The following is a 19,170-nucleotide window of genomic DNA, read 5'->3' as shown; positions in this document are numbered from 1 at the left end:
ACCTGCCCCTGTTGACCGGGGTTCGGGTGGGTTCCTCAGAATAAACTTCTACGCCTCGTCTTTTCCCAGCCCTTCCAGCAAGGGCACGAAACGAACAGGCAACAATTCGTCATAGTCCAGGCCGGTTTCGGTCCGTCGCACACGGATCAGAGTTTGAACCGCATCCGACTGCCCCACCGGCAATACCATGATACCGCCGATTTTGAGCTGCGCCAAGAGCGGGCCCGGAGGGTCCTCAGCCGCCGCGGTCACAATGATACGATCAAACGGCGCCTGTTCAGGCAAACCAAATGAGCCGTCCGTCAACATCGCGGTCACATTGGTCAGACCCAGCTCGCGGAACAACGCGCCGGTTTCCCGCACCAATCGCTTGTGACGCTCAACTGTGTAGACCCGGCGGGCCAACTTGGACAGGATAGCCGCCTGATAGCCCGACCCGGTCCCTATCTCGAGCACAGTATCGCGCGGCCCCACATCCAGCGCCTGCGTCATCAGCCCCACGACCGAAGGTTGGCTGATCGTCTGCCCGCAAGCAATCGGCAACGGCGTGTCCTCATAGGCGCGCTCGGCAAACAGGCCCCTGACGAACTGGCCCCGGTCGATCTGTTCCATCGCCGCCAACACACGCTTGTCTGTCACGCCACGTGACCGAAGCGCAAACAGGAACTGCATCTTGGTTTCTGCACTCAAGCCCGTCATTCGATCGACTTCAAGGTCTCAAGCGTGTCATGCGCTGTCAGGTCCGCACGCATCGGCGTGACCGAGATATAGCCCGCCAGATTGACCGCCGCATCCGTCCCGGGCGCGGTCGGATTGTGCTGATAGCCGCCCTTGATCCACAAGAACCGCCGCCCTGAGGGCGAGCTGTGTGGTTCGACCGAGAAATGCGTGTCACGGCGAAAGCCCTGCGGCGCCACGCGGGTGCCCAGCACCTCATCTGCGGGAACGGGCGGGAAATTCACGTTATAAAACAGGCGGTAATCGCCCTGCTCGGCCGGGGTCGCGTCCAAGATCTTGCGCACAAGATCCGCCCCAAACCGGGCGGCGGCCTCGAACGGGTCGTCCAGCCCCAGATTGCGCGGGCCAAAGTATTGCGACAAGGCTATCGCTGGGACACCCTGCAAAGCGGCTTCCATCGCGCCACCGATCGTTCCGGAATAGAGCGTATTTTCGGCCGAGTTATTGCCCCGGTTCACCCCGGACAACACCAGATCGGGCAGTGCATCCTTCATCACATCATGCAGACCGGCCAGCACGCAATCGGCGGGCGAGCCCTCGGCGGCATAGCGACGTTCACCCAGCTTGGCGACCATCATCGGATGGGTATAGCTGATGCAATGGCCCACGCCGGATTGCTCGAATGCTGGCGCAACGACCCAGACTTCTCCGTCGGGCCCGGCAAGCTGGGCGGCGATTGCCTCAAGCGTGATCAGGCCCGGTGCATTGATGCCATCATCATTGGTCAGAAGAATACGCATATGCCCCATCCATCCCTGCGTTTCTCCCTTGATAGACCCGGCCCCGCGCCTCGGCAAGCGAAGCGCACGCGCAATCTGCGGCATTCGCGCACCAGTTGGGTCTAAAATGCCACGTCAGGCATTATTCGGGGAAAACAAAGCACCGGTCCCGGCGAATGGTCAGCCACATAACGCGCCCCGGCTGCGGTACAAAGACATTCGGCACCGTGGCCTTCAGGATCGAACCGTCATAGTCCATGCGGAACTCAACCAGGCTTTCATTGCCCAGAAAGCGCGCCCGCTGGACCACGCCACGCGCGGCCACCCCATCAGTCGGTGTGGGCAGCGGTCCTTTGCCGTTTCGGTCGAAATCCAGTTTGACGTGCTGCGGGCGGAAGACGATCTCAACGTCCGTGCCGTCAGGTACACCCGGCGCAAGAAACTGGCCGAATGGCGTTTCCGCCAGAGCTCCGTTAACTTGCGCCTTCAACACATTGACATCACTAAAGAACGCAACCGCCGCTTTATCCGCTGGCCGGGTATAGACATTATAGGGCGCGCCTTGCTGCACGATCTTACCACGCCGCATCAGGGCAATCTCATCGGCCATGCGCATCGCCTCTTCCGGCTCATGCGTCACCAAAACCACAGCGGCGTCTTCTTCTTTGAGGATTGCCAGCGTTTCATCCCGGATACCGTCGCGCAGACGATTGTCCAGCCCCGAGAACGGCTCGTCCATCAACATGATCCGGGGACGCGGCGCCAAAGCCCGCGCCAGTGCGACCCGCTGTTGTTCGCCGCCTGACAGATGATGCGGATAGCTGTCGATGAAACGCATCAGATCGACCTTGGTCAGCAGTTCTTCGACCCGCGCGCGTTTTTCGTCCTTGTGGCCCTTCAGACCAAAAGCCACGTTGTCGGCCACGCTTAGATGGGGAAACAGCGCAAAGTCCTGAAACATTAGCCCAATCTCGCGCCGCTCGGGCGGGACACGAAACACCGTGTCACAAATCAGCTTGCCATCCACATAGATCTGGCCGGACTCCTGCATCTCAACCCCGGCGATCATCCGCAAGGTGGTCGACTTGCCGCAGCCCGACGGGCCTAGCAAACACGTCACCTGCCCCGCCTGAACACTCAGCGAGACGTCATCCACCACAACGCGCCCTTCATACCGGGCGACCAGATTGCGGATTTCCAGACGTGGAGGAGTTGAATTCACTGTCACCGAAGGACCCCGTTGCCTTTCCCGATCAATTTCATCGGGCTTAGGCGGGGATAGCAACCCCGCCCGTCAGGCGCAAGCGGTCAGCAGCACCCGCCCGAGGCGGCCTCACCGGTGCTGACACCAGTGGCTTCAAATGGGCTTTCCCCTCCACAACCTTCGAAGATGCCATAATGGGTCGAGAAATCGCCGATAAACTCGAAATGGCGCGCAAATCGCGTGTCTTTCAGCATCATCCAGGTGTTGCCGCAGACCGGAAAGACCTTGCCTGCTTCGATCGCATGGTGGTCATCCAGTTCGAACAGATGCGGCGCGTGGGGGATCGTGCCCTTGTAGATCACCGCTTGGCCGTAATCCTCGCAGGCCGGTTCCAGTTCGGTCAGTTTGAACAGACGATACGTGGCCGACAAGAAGCTCAAGGGCGCAACGCGCTCTTCCAGCACCGGGTTTTCGATGGTCAGCGGGCGATGCGTCACCCGGCGCGGGTCGGCAAACCCGGCCTTGCGCGAGATCGACAAGAAGTCATTCCAATAAAGCGCGCCCGACAGGCACTCCCCATACAGAACCTCATCCTCGGCCATGGCGGCGGGGATGCGGCGGTCGGCATAGACGTCCGAGAAATACATCTCGCCGCCCTCTTTCAGCAGACGCTGCGCGCCGCGCAGAACGGCCTCTTTATCGGTGGCCAGGTTGATTACGCAGTTCGAGACGATGATGTCGAAGGATCCGGGCTCAAGGTCCAACTCGTCCAGCTTTTCGATATAGCCGTGGTGGAATTCCACATTCGACGCGCCATGACCGAAGGCTTGCGCGTGATAATCCTGATGGGCGCGGGCTACATCAAGCTGCTCCGGCGTCATATCCACGCCGACCACACGGCCATTTTCGCCGACCATCGCGGACAGAGCATAGACGTCGCGCCCGGCACCGCAGCCCAGATCAAGGATGCTCATCCCTTCCAGATCCAGCGGTGCGATCAGACCGCAGCCATAATAGCGCGTCAGCACATCATCATGAATTTTTGAGAGAATTTTCTTTACATGATCCGGCATGTCATCGGGTGTACAACAGGCATTGGTCTGCAAATCCGCGCTGCTTTGAAGGACATCGCCGTAATAATTCTGCACCGATTCATGCTTCATCGAACCTATCCCCTGTGTTTGGTTAAGGATCAGCTAATGCAGCAAGCGCCCTCGCGCAATCCGCACATGTGCGATTTTACAAAAGCGTTACTCTAGCAGTTGGAAGTCCACGCCCGCACGCACATGTCCGTTCACCTGAACCTCAAGCCGGTGCGGACCCGGCACCAGTTTGAACGTGGTGGCATTGCCCTTCAGCTTGTGGGTCTTGCTAAGCGTCAGAGCGCCATCGCGCAGCGCGGTCTGTTTCAACTTATGCACCTTGGCCGAGGTTTTACCGCCAGGGCGTTGAAAGTGAATGATATAATCAATCAATACAGGCTGATCTCCGGTCCCGCCAAGGGATACATCGAAGGTCAACGCTCCTCCGATTCTGGCCTCATCGTTGACCTGAATGTCGGCCGAGATCGCCGCATCAGGATCAAACCCAAGCATCTTCATCGCATCGGGATGGCCAGATTTCACTAGTCCGCGTAGGGTGTGGCTAGTCATCCAGCGCAACTCATCCGCATCCTGACCCCCCTCGCGCCATTGCAGTAAACGGTCCAGCACCAGATCGGGGTCTTTCTTGGTGATATCGTTCAGATGGTTCGCCACCGACCGCGTCACGTATCGCGTCGGATCGCTGTGCAGGCGATCCAGCAAAGGCAACGGGTCGGTCAGTTCCAGGCCCACCGCCTGCCCCCATGGCAAACGCGGGCGAGTGCCTTCGCTGACCAAGCGCCGAACATGATAGCTGTCATGCGCGCACCACGCCTGCATCCTGTCCAGCACCTTGTCCTGATGGGCGTTCAGGAACGGGCGAATGGCCCATTCCATCGAGAATCTCTGCGTCAGTTCATCAAGCACGTCCAGCGCCAGATCCGGATGGTCGAGGCCAACGGCCACAACCCAATCACCCAAAGGCGCAAAGATGAAATCACCGAAATCATCATCTGTCTTTGACGGGTCCAGCGGCGGTGGCAGCGCACTTAACAGCCTAGGCGCAATGTCCGGCAGCGCGCCGGGGATGGCCTGTTGCAGGCATTCGGCGATCCACGCCATGCGCTCTTTCAATTCCAGATCCAGCAGGCGGGACATGACCTGCGCCTCGAACGTCTCTGCATCGAAGTCAGCATCCGCCGCTGTAAAAAGCCCCGCCAAATAGCGGGTCTTTTCTTCGTTAAACAGGTGGTCTTTTAATGAAAAATTCTGCGCCATCGTTTACATCGTCAGGTTGGTTCCACCGCCGTCCAAGAGGATGTTCTGGCCCACAATAAAGCCCGCGTGCTGCGAACACAGAAAGGCGCAGGCGGCCCCAAATTCCTGCCGTGTGCCATAGCGGCGCGCAGGGATCGTGGCGGCGCGCTCTGCACGGGCGTCTTCCATCGAGATGTTCTTTTGCAGCGAAACCGCACTATCTAGGGACTCCGCGCGGTCAGTGGCGTGGATACCCGGCAGCAGATTGTTGATTGTCACCCCTTGCGGGGCAACCTGCCGCGCGGTTCCCGCGACGTAGCCGGTCAACCCAGTCCGCGCCGCGTTCGACAGGCCCAGAACGGCGATGGGCGCGCGCACCGATTGCGAGGTGATATTCACCACACGCCCCCAGCCCTTGTCCATCATCCCCGGCAACAGCGCCTTCATGAAAGCAATCGGTGTCAGCATGTTGGCATCCAGCGCCTTGATGAAGTCTTCACGCTCCCAATCCGACCACATACCCGGAGGCGGACCGCCCGCATTTGTCACAAGGATATCAACACCCTGTGCGGCTTCGATCACCTGCGTCTGCCCCTCGGTCGAGGTCACATCACAGGCCACCATCTGAACATCAATGCCATAGGTGTCCCGCAAGCGCGCGGCTTCGGCCTCAAGCGCCTCGGCTCCGCGGGCGTTCATCACCAGATTGACACCGGCCTCGGCCAAAGCTTCGGCACAGCCCAGACCCAAACCCTTGCTGCTGGCACAGACCAGCGCGCGTTTTCCTTTGATACCTAGATCCATCTGATCCTCCCCATCTGTTATTGTTGCCATGTCTAGCACCGGCCAGACTGAGAAGACCAGATTTCAAGCAATATCAGTAAAAGAACTCTTCCCGAACGATCTTGCCATTTGCGACGTGATAGACACCAACTTCTTTCATATCAAAGGCTTCACCGGTCTCTTTTACCTTACCCTTGACCTCGAAGATCACGGCAAAACGGTCTTCACCATGGGGCATCGGGTCGCTGACCGAGGCACCGGAAACCTCATGCGCGCCTTCCCACCATTCATGTTTGCCCCGGATCGCGTCGCGACCGTGGGTTTCGCGGCCCATATCCATGAAATCCTGCGCTTCGACCGAGACGGCATCCTCAGCATAGAGCTTCTCAAGATTTTCCTTGGCGCGGTCCTCGCGGCAACCTGCGACCAGCTCGTCGGCAATCTCTTTCAAATTCATTGTCTCTCTCCACTATTTGTTCACTATATGTTCCTATTGCCATAGGTGTATGATTCGAACCACCCCCTTTGTCTTGCCTCGGCAAGATTCCCCGCCTATACGCGCGATTATGCTTGATACCTCGAACCAACCCACCCTGCCGCCCGAGATCGCCCGTCGCCGGACCTTCGCGATCATCTCGCACCCTGATGCGGGCAAAACGACGCTGACGGAAAAGTTCCTGCTTTATGGCGGCGCGATCCAGATGGCCGGTCAGGTGCGCGCTAAGGGTGAGGCGCGGCGCACGCGCTCGGATTTCATGCAGATGGAGAAGGATCGTGGTATCTCGGTTTCCGCCTCGGCCATGTCGTTTGATTATGGGAACTTCCGGTTCAATCTGGTGGACACGCCCGGCCACAGCGATTTCTCGGAAGATACCTATCGCACTCTGACTGCCGTGGACGCCGCCGTCATGGTAATCGACGGCGCGAAAGGTGTGGAAAGCCAGACGCAGAAACTGTTCGAGGTTTGCCGCCTGCGCGATCTGCCGATCCTGACCTTCTGTAACAAGATGGACCGTGAAAGCCGCGATACGTTCGAGATCATTGACGAGATTCAGGAAATGCTGGCCATCGACGTCACGCCCGCCGCGTGGCCGATTGGCGTGGGTCGCGATTTCATCGGCTGCTATGACATGCTGCGCGACCGGCTGGAACTGATGGACCGCGCCGACCGCAACAAGGTAGCCGAGAGCATTCAGATCGACGGTCTGGATGACCCGAAACTAGCCGAACATGTTCCCGAGCACTTGCTTGAGAAACTGCTGGAAGAGGTCGAGATGGCGCGTGAATTGCTGCCCGCGCTGGACCCGCAGGCGGTTCTTGAGGGGCATATGACCCCCATCTGGTTCGGTTCGGCGATCAACTCGTTCGGTGTCAAAGAACTGATGGAGGGCATCGGCGCTTACGGCCCGCAGCCGCAAGTGCAATCGGCCGAACCACGTCAGATCGCGCCGGATGAAAAGAAGGTCGCAGGCTTTGTCTTCAAGGTTCAGGCCAATATGGACCCCAAGCACCGCGACCGGGTGGCCTTTGTACGGATGGCGTCGGGCCATTTCAAACGCGGCATGAAGCTGACCCATGTGCGGTCCAAGAAGCCCATGGCAATCTCAAACCCAGTGCTGTTTCTGGCATCCGACAGGGAACTGGCCGAAGAAGCCTGGGCCGGTGACATCATCGGCATCCCCAACCATGGCCAGCTGCGCATCGGCGACACGCTGACCGAAGGTGAGGCGCTGCGCGTGACCGGCATCCCGTCCTTCGCGCCGGAATTGCTGCAAGGCGTGCGTGCGGGCGACCCGATGAAGGCCAAGCACCTGGAAAAGGCACTCATGCAATTTGCCGAGGAAGGCGCAGCCAAGGTGTTCAAACCCTCGATTGGGTCGGGCTTTATCGTGGGTGTCGTCGGCGCGCTGCAATTCGAAGTGCTCGCCAGCCGGATCGAGATGGAATACGGCCTGCCCGTGCGGTTTGAGGCGTCTCAGTTCACATCCGCCCGCTGGGTCAGTGGTGACAAGGTGGCGGTGGACAAGTTCGTCAACGCCAACAAGCAGCACATCGCGCATGATCATGACGGCGACATCGTCTACCTGACACGTCTGCAATGGGATATCGACCGGGTGGTGCGGGACTATCCTGACCTGACCCTGACTGCGACCAAGGAAATGATGACGTGACCGGCCAAAGGGCCGCGCATGGGCGCTAAACCGACCTGGGGAACTGTCTCGACGGTACGGGGGACGGCCCCGGACATCCTGCGTTTCGTGGCCTATCACCTCGACCTTGGGGTGGATCGGATGCATGTCTATCTGGACGAACCCTGCCCCAAGGCCTTCAACGCCCTGAACCGGCATCCAAAGGTTGAGGTCCGCAATTGCGACGACGGGTTCTGGGCCAATCGTAAGCGGGAGCGCCCCGACAAGCATCAGGTGCGCCAGACAGCCAACGCCTCATTCACTTACCGAAAGGCCAGCGAAGACTGGTTGCTGCATATTGATCTGGACGAGTTTCTGTGGCCCGACCGCCCGGTAGCCGATCTGCTGGCCGAGGTCGCGCAGGATACCCCTTTTATCCGCGTACGCCCGGAAGAGGCAGTGGCCGACGCCAAGGACCTGTACAAAGCCTATATCCCGTCCGGGCCTGATCGTGCCGCAACGGTGCAGGCGCTCTATCCCAACTATGGGGCTTTCGTGAAGGGTGGGTTTCTCAGTCACCTGCAAGGCAAGGTGTTTGCTCGCACCGGTTTGCCAGGCATCAACTTCCGCATTCACGGGTTGTTCCAGCATGGGGAACGCCTGATCTGCAAAGCGGAACTTGCCGAGGCTGCGCTCTGCCACCGGCACGCCCCGGATTGGGATCACTGGTTGGCGCATTACCGGTTCCGACTTGAGCGTGGGTCATACAAACCCCGAATGACGCCAAATGTCCCGCGGGATGAGGGCGGGATGAACATGAACGAACTGCTCAGCTGGATCGAAAGCGAGGACGGTGTCGACGGCTTGAGCGCGTTTTTCGATGAGATCAGCGGCGCGCACCCCGAGGTGCGGGCACGGCTTGAACAACACGGGTTGATCCGGCATCGGCCACTGGATCTGGACCGGAAGCTTGCGAAACATTTCCCCGGAAGCATCTGAATTGTTGCATTAAATCTGCACAGTATCGGAGCACAGGGGTCTGAAACCCTCTTCATTTGACCCTGCCCAACGTTTTTGTTATGTCCCGCCTCAGCCGAAATGCGCGGGATGCGCATGGCCATCCGGGCCCGGCACACCTTCATACGCGCGGGCCAGGTCGAGTGTCCGCAAAAACCGGACATACATGACAAAGTTTAACGAACTGAACCTGAACCCAAAGGTCCTCAAAGCCATTGAGGAAGCCGGATACGAAACCCCCACCCCGATTCAAGCCGGAGCGATTCCACCTGCGCTTGAAGGCAAGGATGTGCTGGGCATCGCCCAGACCGGCACCGGCAAAACCGCCAGCTTCACACTGCCGATGATCACCCTGCTGGCCCGTGGCCGCGCACGCGCGCGGATGCCGCGCTCGCTGGTGCTGTGCCCGACGCGGGAACTGGCCGCGCAGGTGGCTGAGAACTTCGACACCTACACCAAGCACCTGAAACTGACCAAAGCGCTGTTGATCGGCGGCGTCAGCTTCAAGGAACAAGAAGCTCTGATCGACCGAGGCGTCGACGTGCTGATCGCCACGCCGGGTCGTCTGCTGGATCATTTCGAACGTGGAAAGCTGCTGCTGACCGGTGTTCAGATCATGGTGGTGGATGAGGCCGACCGGATGCTGGATATGGGGTTCATCCCCGATATCGAGCGCATCTTCTCGCTGACGCCGTTCACCCGCCAGACGTTGTTCTTCTCAGCCACCATGGCGTCCGAGATTGAGCGGATTACCGACACATTCCTGTCTGCCCCTGCCCGGATCGAGGTTGCCCGTCAGGCCACCGCGTCCGAGACGATCGAACAGGGCGTGGTCATGTTCAAAGGTGGCCGTCGCGACCGCGAGGCCAGCGCCAAGCGCAAGGTTCTGCGCGCGCTGATCGACGCCGAGGGTGAAGGCTGCACCAACGCGATCATTTTCTGTAACCGCAAGACGGATGTGGATATCTGCGCGAAATCGCTGAAGAAATACGGCTATAACGCCGCCGCCATTCACGGCGATCTGGATCAGTCGCAGCGCATGAAAACCCTGGACGGATTCCGCGAGGGCTCACTGCGCCTGCTGGTGGCCTCGGACGTGGCCGCACGGGGGTTGGATATCCCCTCGGTCAGCCATGTGTTCAACTTTGACGTCCCCGGCCATGCCGAGGATTACGTTCACCGCATCGGTCGCACCGGTCGAGCGGGGCGCGAGGGAAAGGCGATCACGATCTGCTCGGGCCGTGATGAAAAGGCTCTGGACGCAATTGAGAAGCTGATCCAGAAGGACATTCCCCGGCTCGACAATCCGGTCAAGGAAGAGCCTAAGGACGAAAAGCCCAAGCGCGAGAAAAAGATTAAGCCGGTCGACGAGGCAAAGGTCGACAAAAAGCCCGAGCGCAAGAAGGACTCGGACCGCCGAAAGGACAAGGAACCGCGTGGCCGTGGTCGCCGAAACGATTCAGGTCCGGCGGTTGTTGGCATGGGTGATCACCTGCCCAGCTTCATCGCGCTGAGCTTTGACGAACGTCGCGCAGGCGTAACGGCGCTGGCCGAGGCGGACGCCTCCTAAATCGTCAACACAAGCGCCAGGATAGAGGCCCCCAGCAACGCCATCCCGGCGATCTCGCGCCGGGTGATGGTTTCGCGGAAGAACAGGATCGAAGCAAACAGGCTGAGGATCAGTTCGACCTGCCCCAGCGCCTTCACATAAGCCGCATTCTGCAATGTGAAGGCGAAAAACCAGCAAAACGACCCGCTCAGGCTGGTGAGGCCTACGAAGACACCGGTGCGCCGCGTCTCCCACACCGCGCGCAGTTCGGCGCGGTCTCGCCACAGCAGCCACAGCCCCATGCTGACGAATTGGAATGTCACAACAACGGCCAGCGTCACCAGCGCGCGGAACCATGCGTCGATCTCGCCAAGCTGTAGTGATGCGCCCCGGTAGCTGACTGAGGAAAAGGCGAACAGAATCCCCGACCCCAGCCCCAGCCGTGACGCGCGATTGGTCAGGTGTTTCCACCACGCACCGTCCCCTCCGGGGTTTTTCGACAGCAACAGAACTGCGGTCAGGCCCATCAGAATGGCGACCAACGCTCCAGCCGAAACCTGGTCGCCCAGAACGAGGAAACCGACGATAGCGGTCTGGATCACCTCGGTTTTCTTGAACGTGATTCCGACCGCGAAGTTGCGCTGCTTGAACAAGGCGACCACACAGATGGTTGCCAAGATCTGCGTTGTGCCACCAATGATCGCGAACAGCCAGAACAGCGGTGGCATCGAAGGCAAAGACAATTCGCTGAGCTTCAACGCAACACCCAACGCCAGAACGGCCAACGGCATCGAATAGGCAAATCTGGCAAAGGTCGCACCTGCGGCGGACAATTTCACGCTGCTCAGTGATTTTTGCAGCATGAACCGCACGGTCTGAAACGAGGCGGCGGCGATGGTGACAGGTATCCAGAGGCTCATACCGCCCCTTGTGGCCGCAATTTACCCCTTTGGCCAGAGCGGATGCGGCACCGGATCCTTGGCCTTTAGGAAATGGGCCCGAAACACCTGCGCGTAGGAGCGATAAACATAGGCCTCGTTCCGTGCCAAGTACGTGTCTTGCCCTGCGCGATACAAGGCGGGCAACCGGTACCACGGCGCCGCTGGATTCATGTGATGAACCACGTGCAGGTTGTTGTGAAGAAAGAGAAATGCCAAGGGCCCCCGATCTTCGATGATCACCGTACGAGCCGAAGCCCGATCATGAGCGCGGTGTTCAAGAAAGGTTCGGATCTTCACCAAGCCTAGCCCCAGATATGCAGCCAGAACATAGGCCCAGATTGGCATGGGCGACAGCGACACAATCCACAGCACCACCAAAACACCGCATAGATGGAATACCCAGGCACGCAGGATTTCAGACTCAAAAACGCAGCGTAACTCACTTCGCATGAACACAAATTGACCAATGGCCGGACCCAACACGATGCGCCCTAGCAACGTATTGTTCACTGCCAGCAAGCGTTTCTGCCAACCGCGCAGAGCTGCCCAGACCTGTGGATCCAGATAGTTAGATTCGGGGTCGTCATAGGGGTCGGTCAGCGTCGCATCCCGATGATGTGCCAGATGCTGGTCGCGGAACCGGCGGTACGGAATGAACAGCGTCAACGGCAACGCCATCAACGCCTCATTCAACGCCTTTTGCCGAAAGGGGTGGCCGTGGATCGCTTCATGCGTCAGCGAAGAATGCAGTGCCGCCACGACGCCCACCAATGGCACAGCGGCCCAAACCGGCAAATAAAACAGCATCGCTAACCACGCCCCATAGCACCCAAGGATCAGGGCAAGGGTGCCCCATTCAGGCCCTGCACGCTCAGACATTGCGGCCCCATGAGATACCTGCCCATATACGTTCGTAAATCACGTAGAGCGTCAGGCCGATGGCCGTGTTGACCAAAGCCAAACCGCCCCCGATCGCGGCTGAGCCGGTTGCGGCCAACCCCACAACGGTCATCACCACAAGGCCCACCGCATTCCACAATACGGCCTTCACGACTGATCTGCGTCGTGTCTCCATTCCGTCACCCATATTTTTGTTATGGCTTAAGAATTACGGATCACGCAGATGGTGAACATTCTGAATGTGATTAACAAAATTCATCATCTGTGATAAAACCAAACACATGTCCGAAAATATCGACAAACGAGACCGTGCCGCACAGTTCCGCCTCCGCCTTGCCCGCGCGATGGAGGAGCGGCACGTGAGCCAAAGTGCTCTGGCGCGAAACATCGGCGTAGATCGCTCGACCGTGTCGCAACTTCTGACCGGCGATGGCGCTCGTTTGCCGAATGCGCATGTCGTTGGCGGCTGCGCGTCAGCGCTGGGAGTTTCGGCGGATTGGCTCCTGTCGCTCTCGGACCGACCCGAAAGCGCGGCTGAACTTTTGGCGGGTGCGCTAACTGTGACTGAGGCCGCCCGCGCGTTGGTGGATGAGCGGATATTCGAATGGCATCAAGAGGCCGCCGGATACAAAATCCGTTACGTTCCAGCGACTTTGCCGGACATGTTAAAGACCCGCGCCGTGCTGGAATGGGAGTATGCACCGCATCTGGGGCGGACGGCAGATCAGGCCATCGGCGCATCTGAGGACCGGTTGACCTGGATGCGCCGAGCGCAGTCGGACTACGAAATTGCCATGCCTTTGTTTGAAATCGAAAGCTTCGCAAGCGCATCCGGGTACTACCGAGGGCTGGATCTGCAAACACGTCAGGATCAGATCGACCATCTACTTGCTCTGTGCGACCAACTCTACCCGCGCCTGCGCATCTATCTGTTTGATGCAAAAAGGCTTTATTCGGCACCAGTCACGATCTTTGGCCCCTTGCTCTGCGTGTTCTATGCGGGCAGCCACTATATGGCGTTCCGCGACCGTGATCGGATCGAAACGTTCACCCGCCATTTTGACACTCTGGTCCGCGAGGCCGACGTCACCGCGCGGGATTTTCCCGGCCATCTGCGCGCGCTACGCGACAGTATGCGTTGAACTCAATCCTGTGCTAACGTCACTGGGCGCGAACCCTTTCGCATTCCGATTATGAACGGAGGAGCACAGGAATGGACGCAATGCAAACCGCCCAATACGCACGGGCCTTATATTCCGCCCACGGAGACAGAGCCGAGGCTGAAGCCGCGCAGAAGATGCGTGAATGCGAGGCCGCCGGGAATATGAAACAGGCACAGGATTGGCAGGCGGTCCGCCAGACCATCCGCCAGATTCGTGGTCCCAATCAGGGCTAAATCTTGGGGTCGGGGTTGACGGTATGCCCGTCCACCGCGATCACTTGCCCAGAAACCAGCCGCGCCGCGTCTGACGCCAGAAACACGGCCATATCGGCAATGTCGCGCCCCTCGACAAACCGCCCCATCGAGGTGCCTGCGGCATAGCCGTTATACACCTGATCGCGGGTCATGCCTTTGGCATTGGCCTCGCGGGCCAGAACGCCCTCCATCCGGGGGCCTTCGACCGCGCCGGGGCAGATCGTATTGCAACGCACGCCGTGAGGGCCAAGTTCCATCGCCAGCGTTTTGGCCAGTCCGATGACACCCCATTTCGCCGCTGCATAGGGCGCGCGATTGGGATATCCGTATTGCCCGGCCGTAGACGAAGTGATGATGATCGCCCCACTGCCCTGACGCTTGAGGATCGGTGCCGCGTATTTCGCGCATAAAAACGCCCCCTCTAGGTTGACCGCCAGACAGGCACGCCATTCGTCAAGCGCCACATCCTCGACCAACGCCGTCGGTCCGGCGATCCCGGCATTGGCGCAGAGCGTATCCAGCCCACCCCATTGCGCCGCAATCTCGGCGAACAGGGCGGCAACCGAGGGCTCATCCGCCACATCCACCTGCGACCGTTTCCAATGCTCTGGGCACGCGCTTAACGCCTCCGCATCCAGATCGGCGACCCAGACCTGCGCCCCAACGGCGTCGAACGCCTCGGCCATGGCCCGGCCGACGCCCGAGGCCCCGGCCGTGATCAGAACCCGCCCGCTCATGCAGGTTTACGGATCGCCGCCCCCGCGCCTTCGGGATAAGGCAACCCGGCCTGCGCCTCGGCAATGCGGGCCATGGCCGCCTCGATCTGTGGCGACGGAGCACTTGGACGGCGGGTGTCCAGACTGACATGCAGCAGAAAGCTTTCACCCGTGGCCAGCAGTTTGTCGCCCTCATACATACTGTGGAAAACGTGCAGTTTTTTGCCCTGCCCCAACAGCATCTGCGTGCGCACCTGTATCTTTGCGCCTGCATGAACCTCATCCACATAGCGGATGTGGTTTTCAGCGGTGAAGTAGCTGCCGCCCGAGGCGATATAGTCCGCGTCGCAGCCAATAACCTCCATGAACCGGTCGGTAGCAGCGGCAAAGGCCTCTAGATAACGCGCCTCGTTCATGTGGCCGTTATAGTCCGTCCAATCCAGCGGCACAGCGCGCGACAAGGTCAGGATCGGTTGGCTGAGATCAGCCTGATCGATCGTAGGCAACGCACCGGGTTTCAGCATCGCATCATGCTGGTTCAGCACCGCCCCCGCGCCATAGTTTTGCGCCTTGAGCGCGCGCATCATGCCCACGAGGTTATTGTCGCGGATGCGCTCCAGTTCGCGGATCGTATGCATCCCCGATTGCGCATCCGACTGATCGGCGATCATATCGACCAGTTCATCGGTGAACTCGGGCACATCCATCAGCTTGGTCCAGGGCCATTTCAGCGCTGGCCCAAACTGAGCCATAAAGTGCCGCATCCCGGCCTCGCCCCCCGCCACGCGATAGGTCTCGAACAGACCCATCTGCGCCCAGCGGATGCCGAACCCCATACGGATCGCCTCGTCCACCTCTTCGGTGGTGGCGATGCCGTCCTTGACCAGCCACAGCGCCTCGCGCCAGACCGCCTCAAGGAAACGGTCAGCAATATGCGCGTCGATTTCTTTCTTGATGTGCAGAGGGAAGAACCCCACGGCTTTCAGCAGGCCCTGCGCGCGTTCGACCATTTCGGACGGGTTCTTGTCCGTCGGTACAAGTTCGATCAGTGGCAGCAAGTACACCGGGTTGAACGGATGCGTCACAACGATCTGTTCGGGCCGTAACGCACCCTCCTGCAATTCCGAAGGTTTGAACCCGCTGGTCGACGAGCCAATGATCGCGCCCGGATCACACGCCTCCTGCAACCCCTTGTAAACCTTCAACTTAAGATCCAACCGCTCGGGCACACTTTCCTGAATCCACTCCGCGCCCTGCACGGCCTCAACCATATCTTCATGAAAACTCAGAGAACCCTCGGGTGGCAACGGAACATCACTCAGCCCCGGCAGCGAACGCCGCGCATTGTCCAGAACCTCCCCAATCTTGCGCTCAGCTTCAGGATCAGGGTCAAAAACCCGAACATCCCACCCGTTCAGCAAAAACCGCGCGGCCCAACCGCCGCCGATCACACCACCACCAATGATTGCCGCTGTTTTCACGTCGATCCGCCTCTTCATCTGGCTAAAAATATCCCGGGGGTTTGGGGGCAGGCCCCCAATCCGCGCTTATTTCGCCGCCGGCGCACGCTTGGTCAAACCCAGCTTCTCGCGCACCTCAGCAGGCCCAATGACCTTCGCGCCCATATTCTCGATAATGGTCCCCGCACGCTCGACCAACTGCCAGTTCTCGGCCAGAACACCCTTGTCCAGCCACAGATTGTCCTCCAACCCAACCCGCACGTTGCCGCCTGCCAGCACCGAGGCCGCCACATAAGCCATCTGGTTCCGCCCCAACGAAAACGCACTGAACGTCCAGTCGTCGGGCACATTGTTCACCATGGCCATGAACGTATTCAGATCATCCGGCGCGCCCCACGGCACGCCCATACACAGCTGAACCAGAGCGTTCGGCTCCAGAATTCCCTCTTTCACCAACTGTTTGGCGAACCACAGATGACCGGTGTCAAAAGCCTCAATCTCGGGCTTCACACCCATATCCGTCATCATCTGCCCCATCGCCCGCAGCGCGCCTGGGGTGTTGGTCATGACGTAATCCGCCTCGGCAAAGTTCATGGTGCCGCAGTCCAGCGTGCAAATCTCAGGCAGACATTCCGCGATATGTGCGACGCGCTCGGAGGCGCCGATCATGTCGGTGCCCTCAGCCACCGGAAACGGGCTCTCGACGCCGCCGAACACGATATCCCCACCCATCCCGGCCGTCAGGTTCAGCACCACATCGACATCCGCGTCGCGAATCCGGTCTGTCACCTCGCGATACAGGTCCAGCCGTCGGCTGGGTGCGCCGGTCTCGGGGTCGCGCACATGGCAATGCACCACCGCCGCCCCTGCTTTGGCCGCCGCAATCGCGCTGTCGGCAATCTGCTGCGGCGAGCGCGGTACATGCGGGCTGCGATCCTGCGTTCCGCCCGAGCCGGTCACGGCACAGGTGACAAATACTTCGCGGTTCATTTCCAAAGGCATGGCGTTCTCCCCAGCTTATACCCGGTTTTGCCCTGAGTTTTCCCCAGACTTCTCCCCGGCAATCGATTTGCGTTGCCTGCGACTCTGACGCAGCCTTGTGGAAACACTTGCCAGAATGCGAATCGAACTTGATGAAATCCGCAAAAAACATCCTCCAACCCGAACATCGCGCCCTGAAAACGGCTGTGCTGGTGCTGGACGACTGCAACACGCTTAGTTTTGCATCCGCTGTAGACCCCATGCGCGCAGCCAACCGTCTGGCCGATCGCCCCGCCTTTGACTGGGATTATGTCACTGCCACGCCTGAGCCCGCGATGCTGACCAGCGCACTGACCGTACCGGGTATCCCGCTGGCGCGCCTGCAAAGCTGCGACCTGATGATCGTGGTCGCAGGCTTCCAACTGGCGCGCCACGCAACCCCCAGTCTGTTGGCTGGACTACGCCGGATCGCAAACACCGGCGCCACAATGGCAGGCATCGACGGAGGCCCCTGGCTACTGGCCGAAGCAGGCCTGCTGGACGGCCACGCCGCAACAACCCATTGGGAAGATCTGGATAATTTCGCAGCCCGTTTCCCCGAAGTCGACGTCCGCCCCGACCGGTTCGCTGTCTCACAAAACCGCCTCACCTCAGGCGGCGCAATCCCAGCGGTCGAAATGATGCTGCATATCATCGCCGCCCGCCACGGCGCAGGCTTCGCCGCACGCGTCTCGGGCCTATTCCTCTATGACGGCGCGCCCGACCCCAGCAAACCGCAAAGCCGCACCGGCGCCCCACACCGCCACACAGCGCTGACGGCCAAAGCCAACAGCCTGATGCAATCCGCGCTGGATGACCCCCTGCCGCTTACCAACATAGCCGAGACACTGGGTACCAGCCCCCGCACCCTGCAACAGCAATTCCGCCTGCGCCTGAACACCACGCCGCAAGACCACTACCTGCAACTGCGCCTGGCCGAGGCCCGCCGTCTGGTCACAGATACTGACATGCCGCTGATGGACGTAGCACTGGCCACAGGCTTTGCCTCGCAATCAAGCTTCGCCCGCGCCTTCCGCACGGCCCACGGCCTGTCGGCCCGTGACCTAAGACAAGAACGCGCGCACCCCACCCATCACTGACCGGATCCGCTTTCATCTGGCCAAAAATATCCCGGGGGAGACCCCCGTAAAGGGCGGCGGGGGCAGAGCCCCCGACCCACCGCGAAACCTAGTACGGCATCGGAAAGGCGCGATGGGCCGCGGTGATCTCGCTCAAAACTTCCGAGGACAACTCAAGATCCTTACCCGCAAGGATACGTTCCAGTTGCTTGACCGTCGTGGCCCCGAATATTGCCGACAACATGAACTTCCGTGTCTGGCACCATGCTAGCGACATCTGGACCGGGTCCAGCCCATGCCGATCTGCAATATCAAGATAGGCCGCAACCGCGTCAAACACACGATCTGACTTGCGCCCACCCATCTCGGCATTGATCGACATGCGCGATCCGTCGGGCACCGCACCGCCCTGATACTTACCAGTCAGGAACCCCGCAGCCAAAGGTGAGAACGCCATCAATCCCACATCCTCATGCACGCTCAACTCGGCCATATCGGTATCGAAATGCCGACAAAGCAGTGAATACTCATTCTGAACCGAAGCCACCCGTGGCCCCGCCCCTGCCTCAGCCAAGCGCAACCATTGCGCGGTGCCCCAAGCGCTTTCGTTGGACAGGCCAAAGGCGCGGATATTGCCCTTGTTCACCTGCACCTGCAGCGCCTCCAGACACTCCTGCATGTTGGCCAGCACTTCGTCGGTGTTGTCACCTGCCGGCGCAAAGGTCCAATTCTGGCGGAACATGTAGCTGCCCCGGTTTGGCCAGTGAAATTGGTAAAGGTCGATGCAGTCCGTCTTCAACCGCCGCAGGGATCCCTCGACCGCCTCTGGAATGGTTTGGGCAGAGATTGGAGCCCCGTTCCGCGCATGCGTAAACCCTGCTCCTGAATGTTTGGTCGCCAGCACATAGTCACTGCGGCGCGACGGGTTTGCCGCGTTCCAGTTCCCCAAGATCTCTTCGGTGCGCCCCACCGTTTCGGCCGAGATCGGGTTAACCGGATACATCTCGGCTGCGTCGACGAAATTGATCCCGGCCTCCAACGCCATATCCATCTGAATGTGGGCGTCCGCCTCGGATGTCTGGGTTCCGAATGTCATGGTCCCAAGACATAGATCGGTCACCATGATGCCGGTGCGGCCCAAAGGCTTCATTTCCATTTA

General features: G+C 59.9%; 20 protein-coding genes. 6 read left to right on the top strand and 14 right to left on the bottom strand.

The annotated features are described in order from the left end of the window. Window positions 1–48: 48 nt before the first annotated feature. The 7 genes from ACR0CA_RS01430 to ACR0CA_RS01400 form a co-directional block, all read right to left on the bottom strand. A complete protein-coding gene (locus tag ACR0CA_RS01430) occupies window positions 49–699 on the bottom strand; it encodes a protein-L-isoaspartate(D-aspartate) O-methyltransferase (RefSeq protein WP_170774383.1) in 651 nt (216 codons plus the stop codon). Continuing rightward, complete coding sequence (surE, locus tag ACR0CA_RS01425; protein ID WP_170774385.1) at window positions 696–1,478, bottom strand: 5'/3'-nucleotidase SurE; 783 nt, start codon at window positions 1,476–1,478, stop codon at window positions 696–698. Before surE ends, ACR0CA_RS01430 begins: the two co-directional genes overlap by 4 nt. 121 nt (window positions 1,479–1,599) lie before the next feature. After that, complete coding sequence (locus ACR0CA_RS01420) at window positions 1,600–2,685, bottom strand: ABC transporter ATP-binding protein (RefSeq protein ID WP_170774388.1); 1,086 nt, start codon at window positions 2,683–2,685, stop codon at window positions 1,600–1,602. A gap of 80 nt (window positions 2,686–2,765) precedes the next feature. Beyond that, window positions 2,766–3,824: a methyltransferase domain-containing protein gene (locus tag ACR0CA_RS01415; RefSeq protein ID WP_480897246.1), complete on the bottom strand. Its 1,059-nt coding sequence runs from the start codon at window positions 3,822–3,824 to the stop codon at window positions 2,766–2,768. Window positions 3,825–3,911: 87 nt separating this feature from the next. After that, the gene (locus ACR0CA_RS01410) at window positions 3,912–5,021 is read right to left on the bottom strand and encodes a hypothetical protein (protein WP_480897245.1); all 1,110 of its coding nucleotides are present in this window, start codon (window positions 5,019–5,021) and stop codon (window positions 3,912–3,914) included. A gap of 3 nt (window positions 5,022–5,024) precedes the next feature. Beyond that, entirely contained in the window at window positions 5,025–5,804 is a 780-nt protein-coding gene (locus ACR0CA_RS01405; RefSeq protein ID WP_480897367.1) for an SDR family oxidoreductase, read from the bottom strand. Between the two features lie 73 nt (window positions 5,805–5,877). Continuing rightward, on the bottom strand, window positions 5,878–6,240 hold the full coding sequence (locus ACR0CA_RS01400; protein WP_480897244.1) for a SnoaL-like domain-containing protein: 363 nt from the start codon (window positions 6,238–6,240) through the stop codon (window positions 5,878–5,880). Between the two features lie 109 nt (window positions 6,241–6,349). On the opposite strand from ACR0CA_RS01400, the gene ACR0CA_RS01395 reads away from it, so the two are divergent. From ACR0CA_RS01395 to ACR0CA_RS01385, 3 genes are all read left to right on the top strand, one after another. Next, entirely contained in the window at window positions 6,350–7,954 is a 1,605-nt protein-coding gene (locus ACR0CA_RS01395) for a peptide chain release factor 3 (protein ID WP_480897243.1), read from the top strand. An 18-nt stretch (window positions 7,955–7,972) separates the two neighbouring features. Then, entirely contained in the window at window positions 7,973–8,911 is a 939-nt protein-coding gene (locus ACR0CA_RS01390; protein WP_480897242.1) for a glycosyltransferase family 2 protein, read from the top strand. 184 nt (window positions 8,912–9,095) lie between these two features. Continuing rightward, window positions 9,096–10,499 (top strand): DEAD/DEAH box helicase, encoded by a 1,404-nt coding sequence (locus ACR0CA_RS01385; protein WP_480897241.1) that lies wholly within the window; start codon window positions 9,096–9,098, stop codon window positions 10,497–10,499. Here ACR0CA_RS01385 and ACR0CA_RS01380 read toward each other — a convergent pair. From ACR0CA_RS01380 to ACR0CA_RS01370, 3 genes are read right to left on the bottom strand one after another with little or no spacing between them, the layout of a single operon-like run. Further along, entirely contained in the window at window positions 10,496–11,398 is a 903-nt protein-coding gene (locus ACR0CA_RS01380) for an EamA family transporter (RefSeq protein ID WP_480897240.1), read from the bottom strand. The two genes, ACR0CA_RS01385 and ACR0CA_RS01380, sit on opposite strands and share 4 nt — an antisense overlap. Before the next feature lie 21 nt (window positions 11,399–11,419). Further along, window positions 11,420–12,298 (bottom strand): fatty acid desaturase, encoded by an 879-nt coding sequence (locus ACR0CA_RS01375; protein ID WP_480897239.1) that lies wholly within the window; start codon window positions 12,296–12,298, stop codon window positions 11,420–11,422. Next, the gene (locus ACR0CA_RS01370) at window positions 12,291–12,494 is read right to left on the bottom strand and encodes a DUF2061 domain-containing protein (RefSeq protein WP_480897238.1); all 204 of its coding nucleotides are present in this window, start codon (window positions 12,492–12,494) and stop codon (window positions 12,291–12,293) included. Before ACR0CA_RS01370 ends, ACR0CA_RS01375 begins: the two co-directional genes overlap by 8 nt. Before the next feature lie 106 nt (window positions 12,495–12,600). Here ACR0CA_RS01370 and ACR0CA_RS01365 point away from each other — a divergent pair, with 106 nt between their 5' ends. Continuing rightward, window positions 12,601–13,461: a helix-turn-helix domain-containing protein gene (locus ACR0CA_RS01365; protein ID WP_480865691.1), complete on the top strand. Its 861-nt coding sequence runs from the start codon at window positions 12,601–12,603 to the stop codon at window positions 13,459–13,461. A gap of 71 nt (window positions 13,462–13,532) precedes the next feature. Further along, window positions 13,533–13,715 carry a hypothetical protein gene (locus ACR0CA_RS01360; RefSeq protein WP_480897237.1) on the top strand — a complete coding sequence of 61 codons (183 nt, stop codon included), beginning with the start codon at window positions 13,533–13,535 and terminating at the stop codon, window positions 13,713–13,715. On the opposite strand, the gene ACR0CA_RS01355 is transcribed toward ACR0CA_RS01360, so the two are convergent. From ACR0CA_RS01355 to bcoG, 3 genes are read right to left on the bottom strand one after another with little or no spacing between them, the layout of a single operon-like run. Continuing rightward, window positions 13,712–14,473: an SDR family oxidoreductase gene (locus tag ACR0CA_RS01355; RefSeq protein WP_170774412.1), complete on the bottom strand. Its 762-nt coding sequence runs from the start codon at window positions 14,471–14,473 to the stop codon at window positions 13,712–13,714. The genes ACR0CA_RS01360 and ACR0CA_RS01355 overlap by 4 nt on opposite strands. Further along, entirely contained in the window at window positions 14,470–15,951 is a 1,482-nt protein-coding gene (locus tag ACR0CA_RS01350) for a carnitine 3-dehydrogenase (protein WP_480897236.1), read from the bottom strand. Before ACR0CA_RS01350 ends, ACR0CA_RS01355 begins: the two co-directional genes overlap by 4 nt. A gap of 48 nt (window positions 15,952–15,999) precedes the next feature. Continuing rightward, window positions 16,000–16,914, bottom strand: coding sequence for a 3-dehydrocarnitine:acetyl-CoA trimethylamine transferase BcoG (bcoG, locus tag ACR0CA_RS01345; RefSeq protein ID WP_480874148.1), 915 nt, complete (start codon window positions 16,912–16,914; stop codon window positions 16,000–16,002). 131 nt (window positions 16,915–17,045) lie between these two features. Here bcoG and ACR0CA_RS01340 point away from each other — a divergent pair, with 131 nt between their 5' ends. Next, the gene (locus ACR0CA_RS01340; protein ID WP_170788710.1) at window positions 17,046–18,032 is read left to right on the top strand and encodes a GlxA family transcriptional regulator; all 987 of its coding nucleotides are present in this window, start codon (window positions 17,046–17,048) and stop codon (window positions 18,030–18,032) included. Window positions 18,033–18,120: 88 nt separating this feature from the next. On the opposite strand, the gene ACR0CA_RS01335 is transcribed toward ACR0CA_RS01340, so the two are convergent. Continuing rightward, window positions 18,121–19,167 carry an aldo/keto reductase gene (locus tag ACR0CA_RS01335; protein ID WP_480897235.1) on the bottom strand — a complete coding sequence of 349 codons (1,047 nt, stop codon included), beginning with the start codon at window positions 19,165–19,167 and terminating at the stop codon, window positions 18,121–18,123. Window positions 19,168–19,170: the final 3 nt, after the last annotated feature.

The organism is Ruegeria sp. F12, assembly GCF_056533885.1.
Note: the sequence above shows the minus strand (reverse complement) of the source record. Positions and strands in the feature narration are given on the sequence as shown.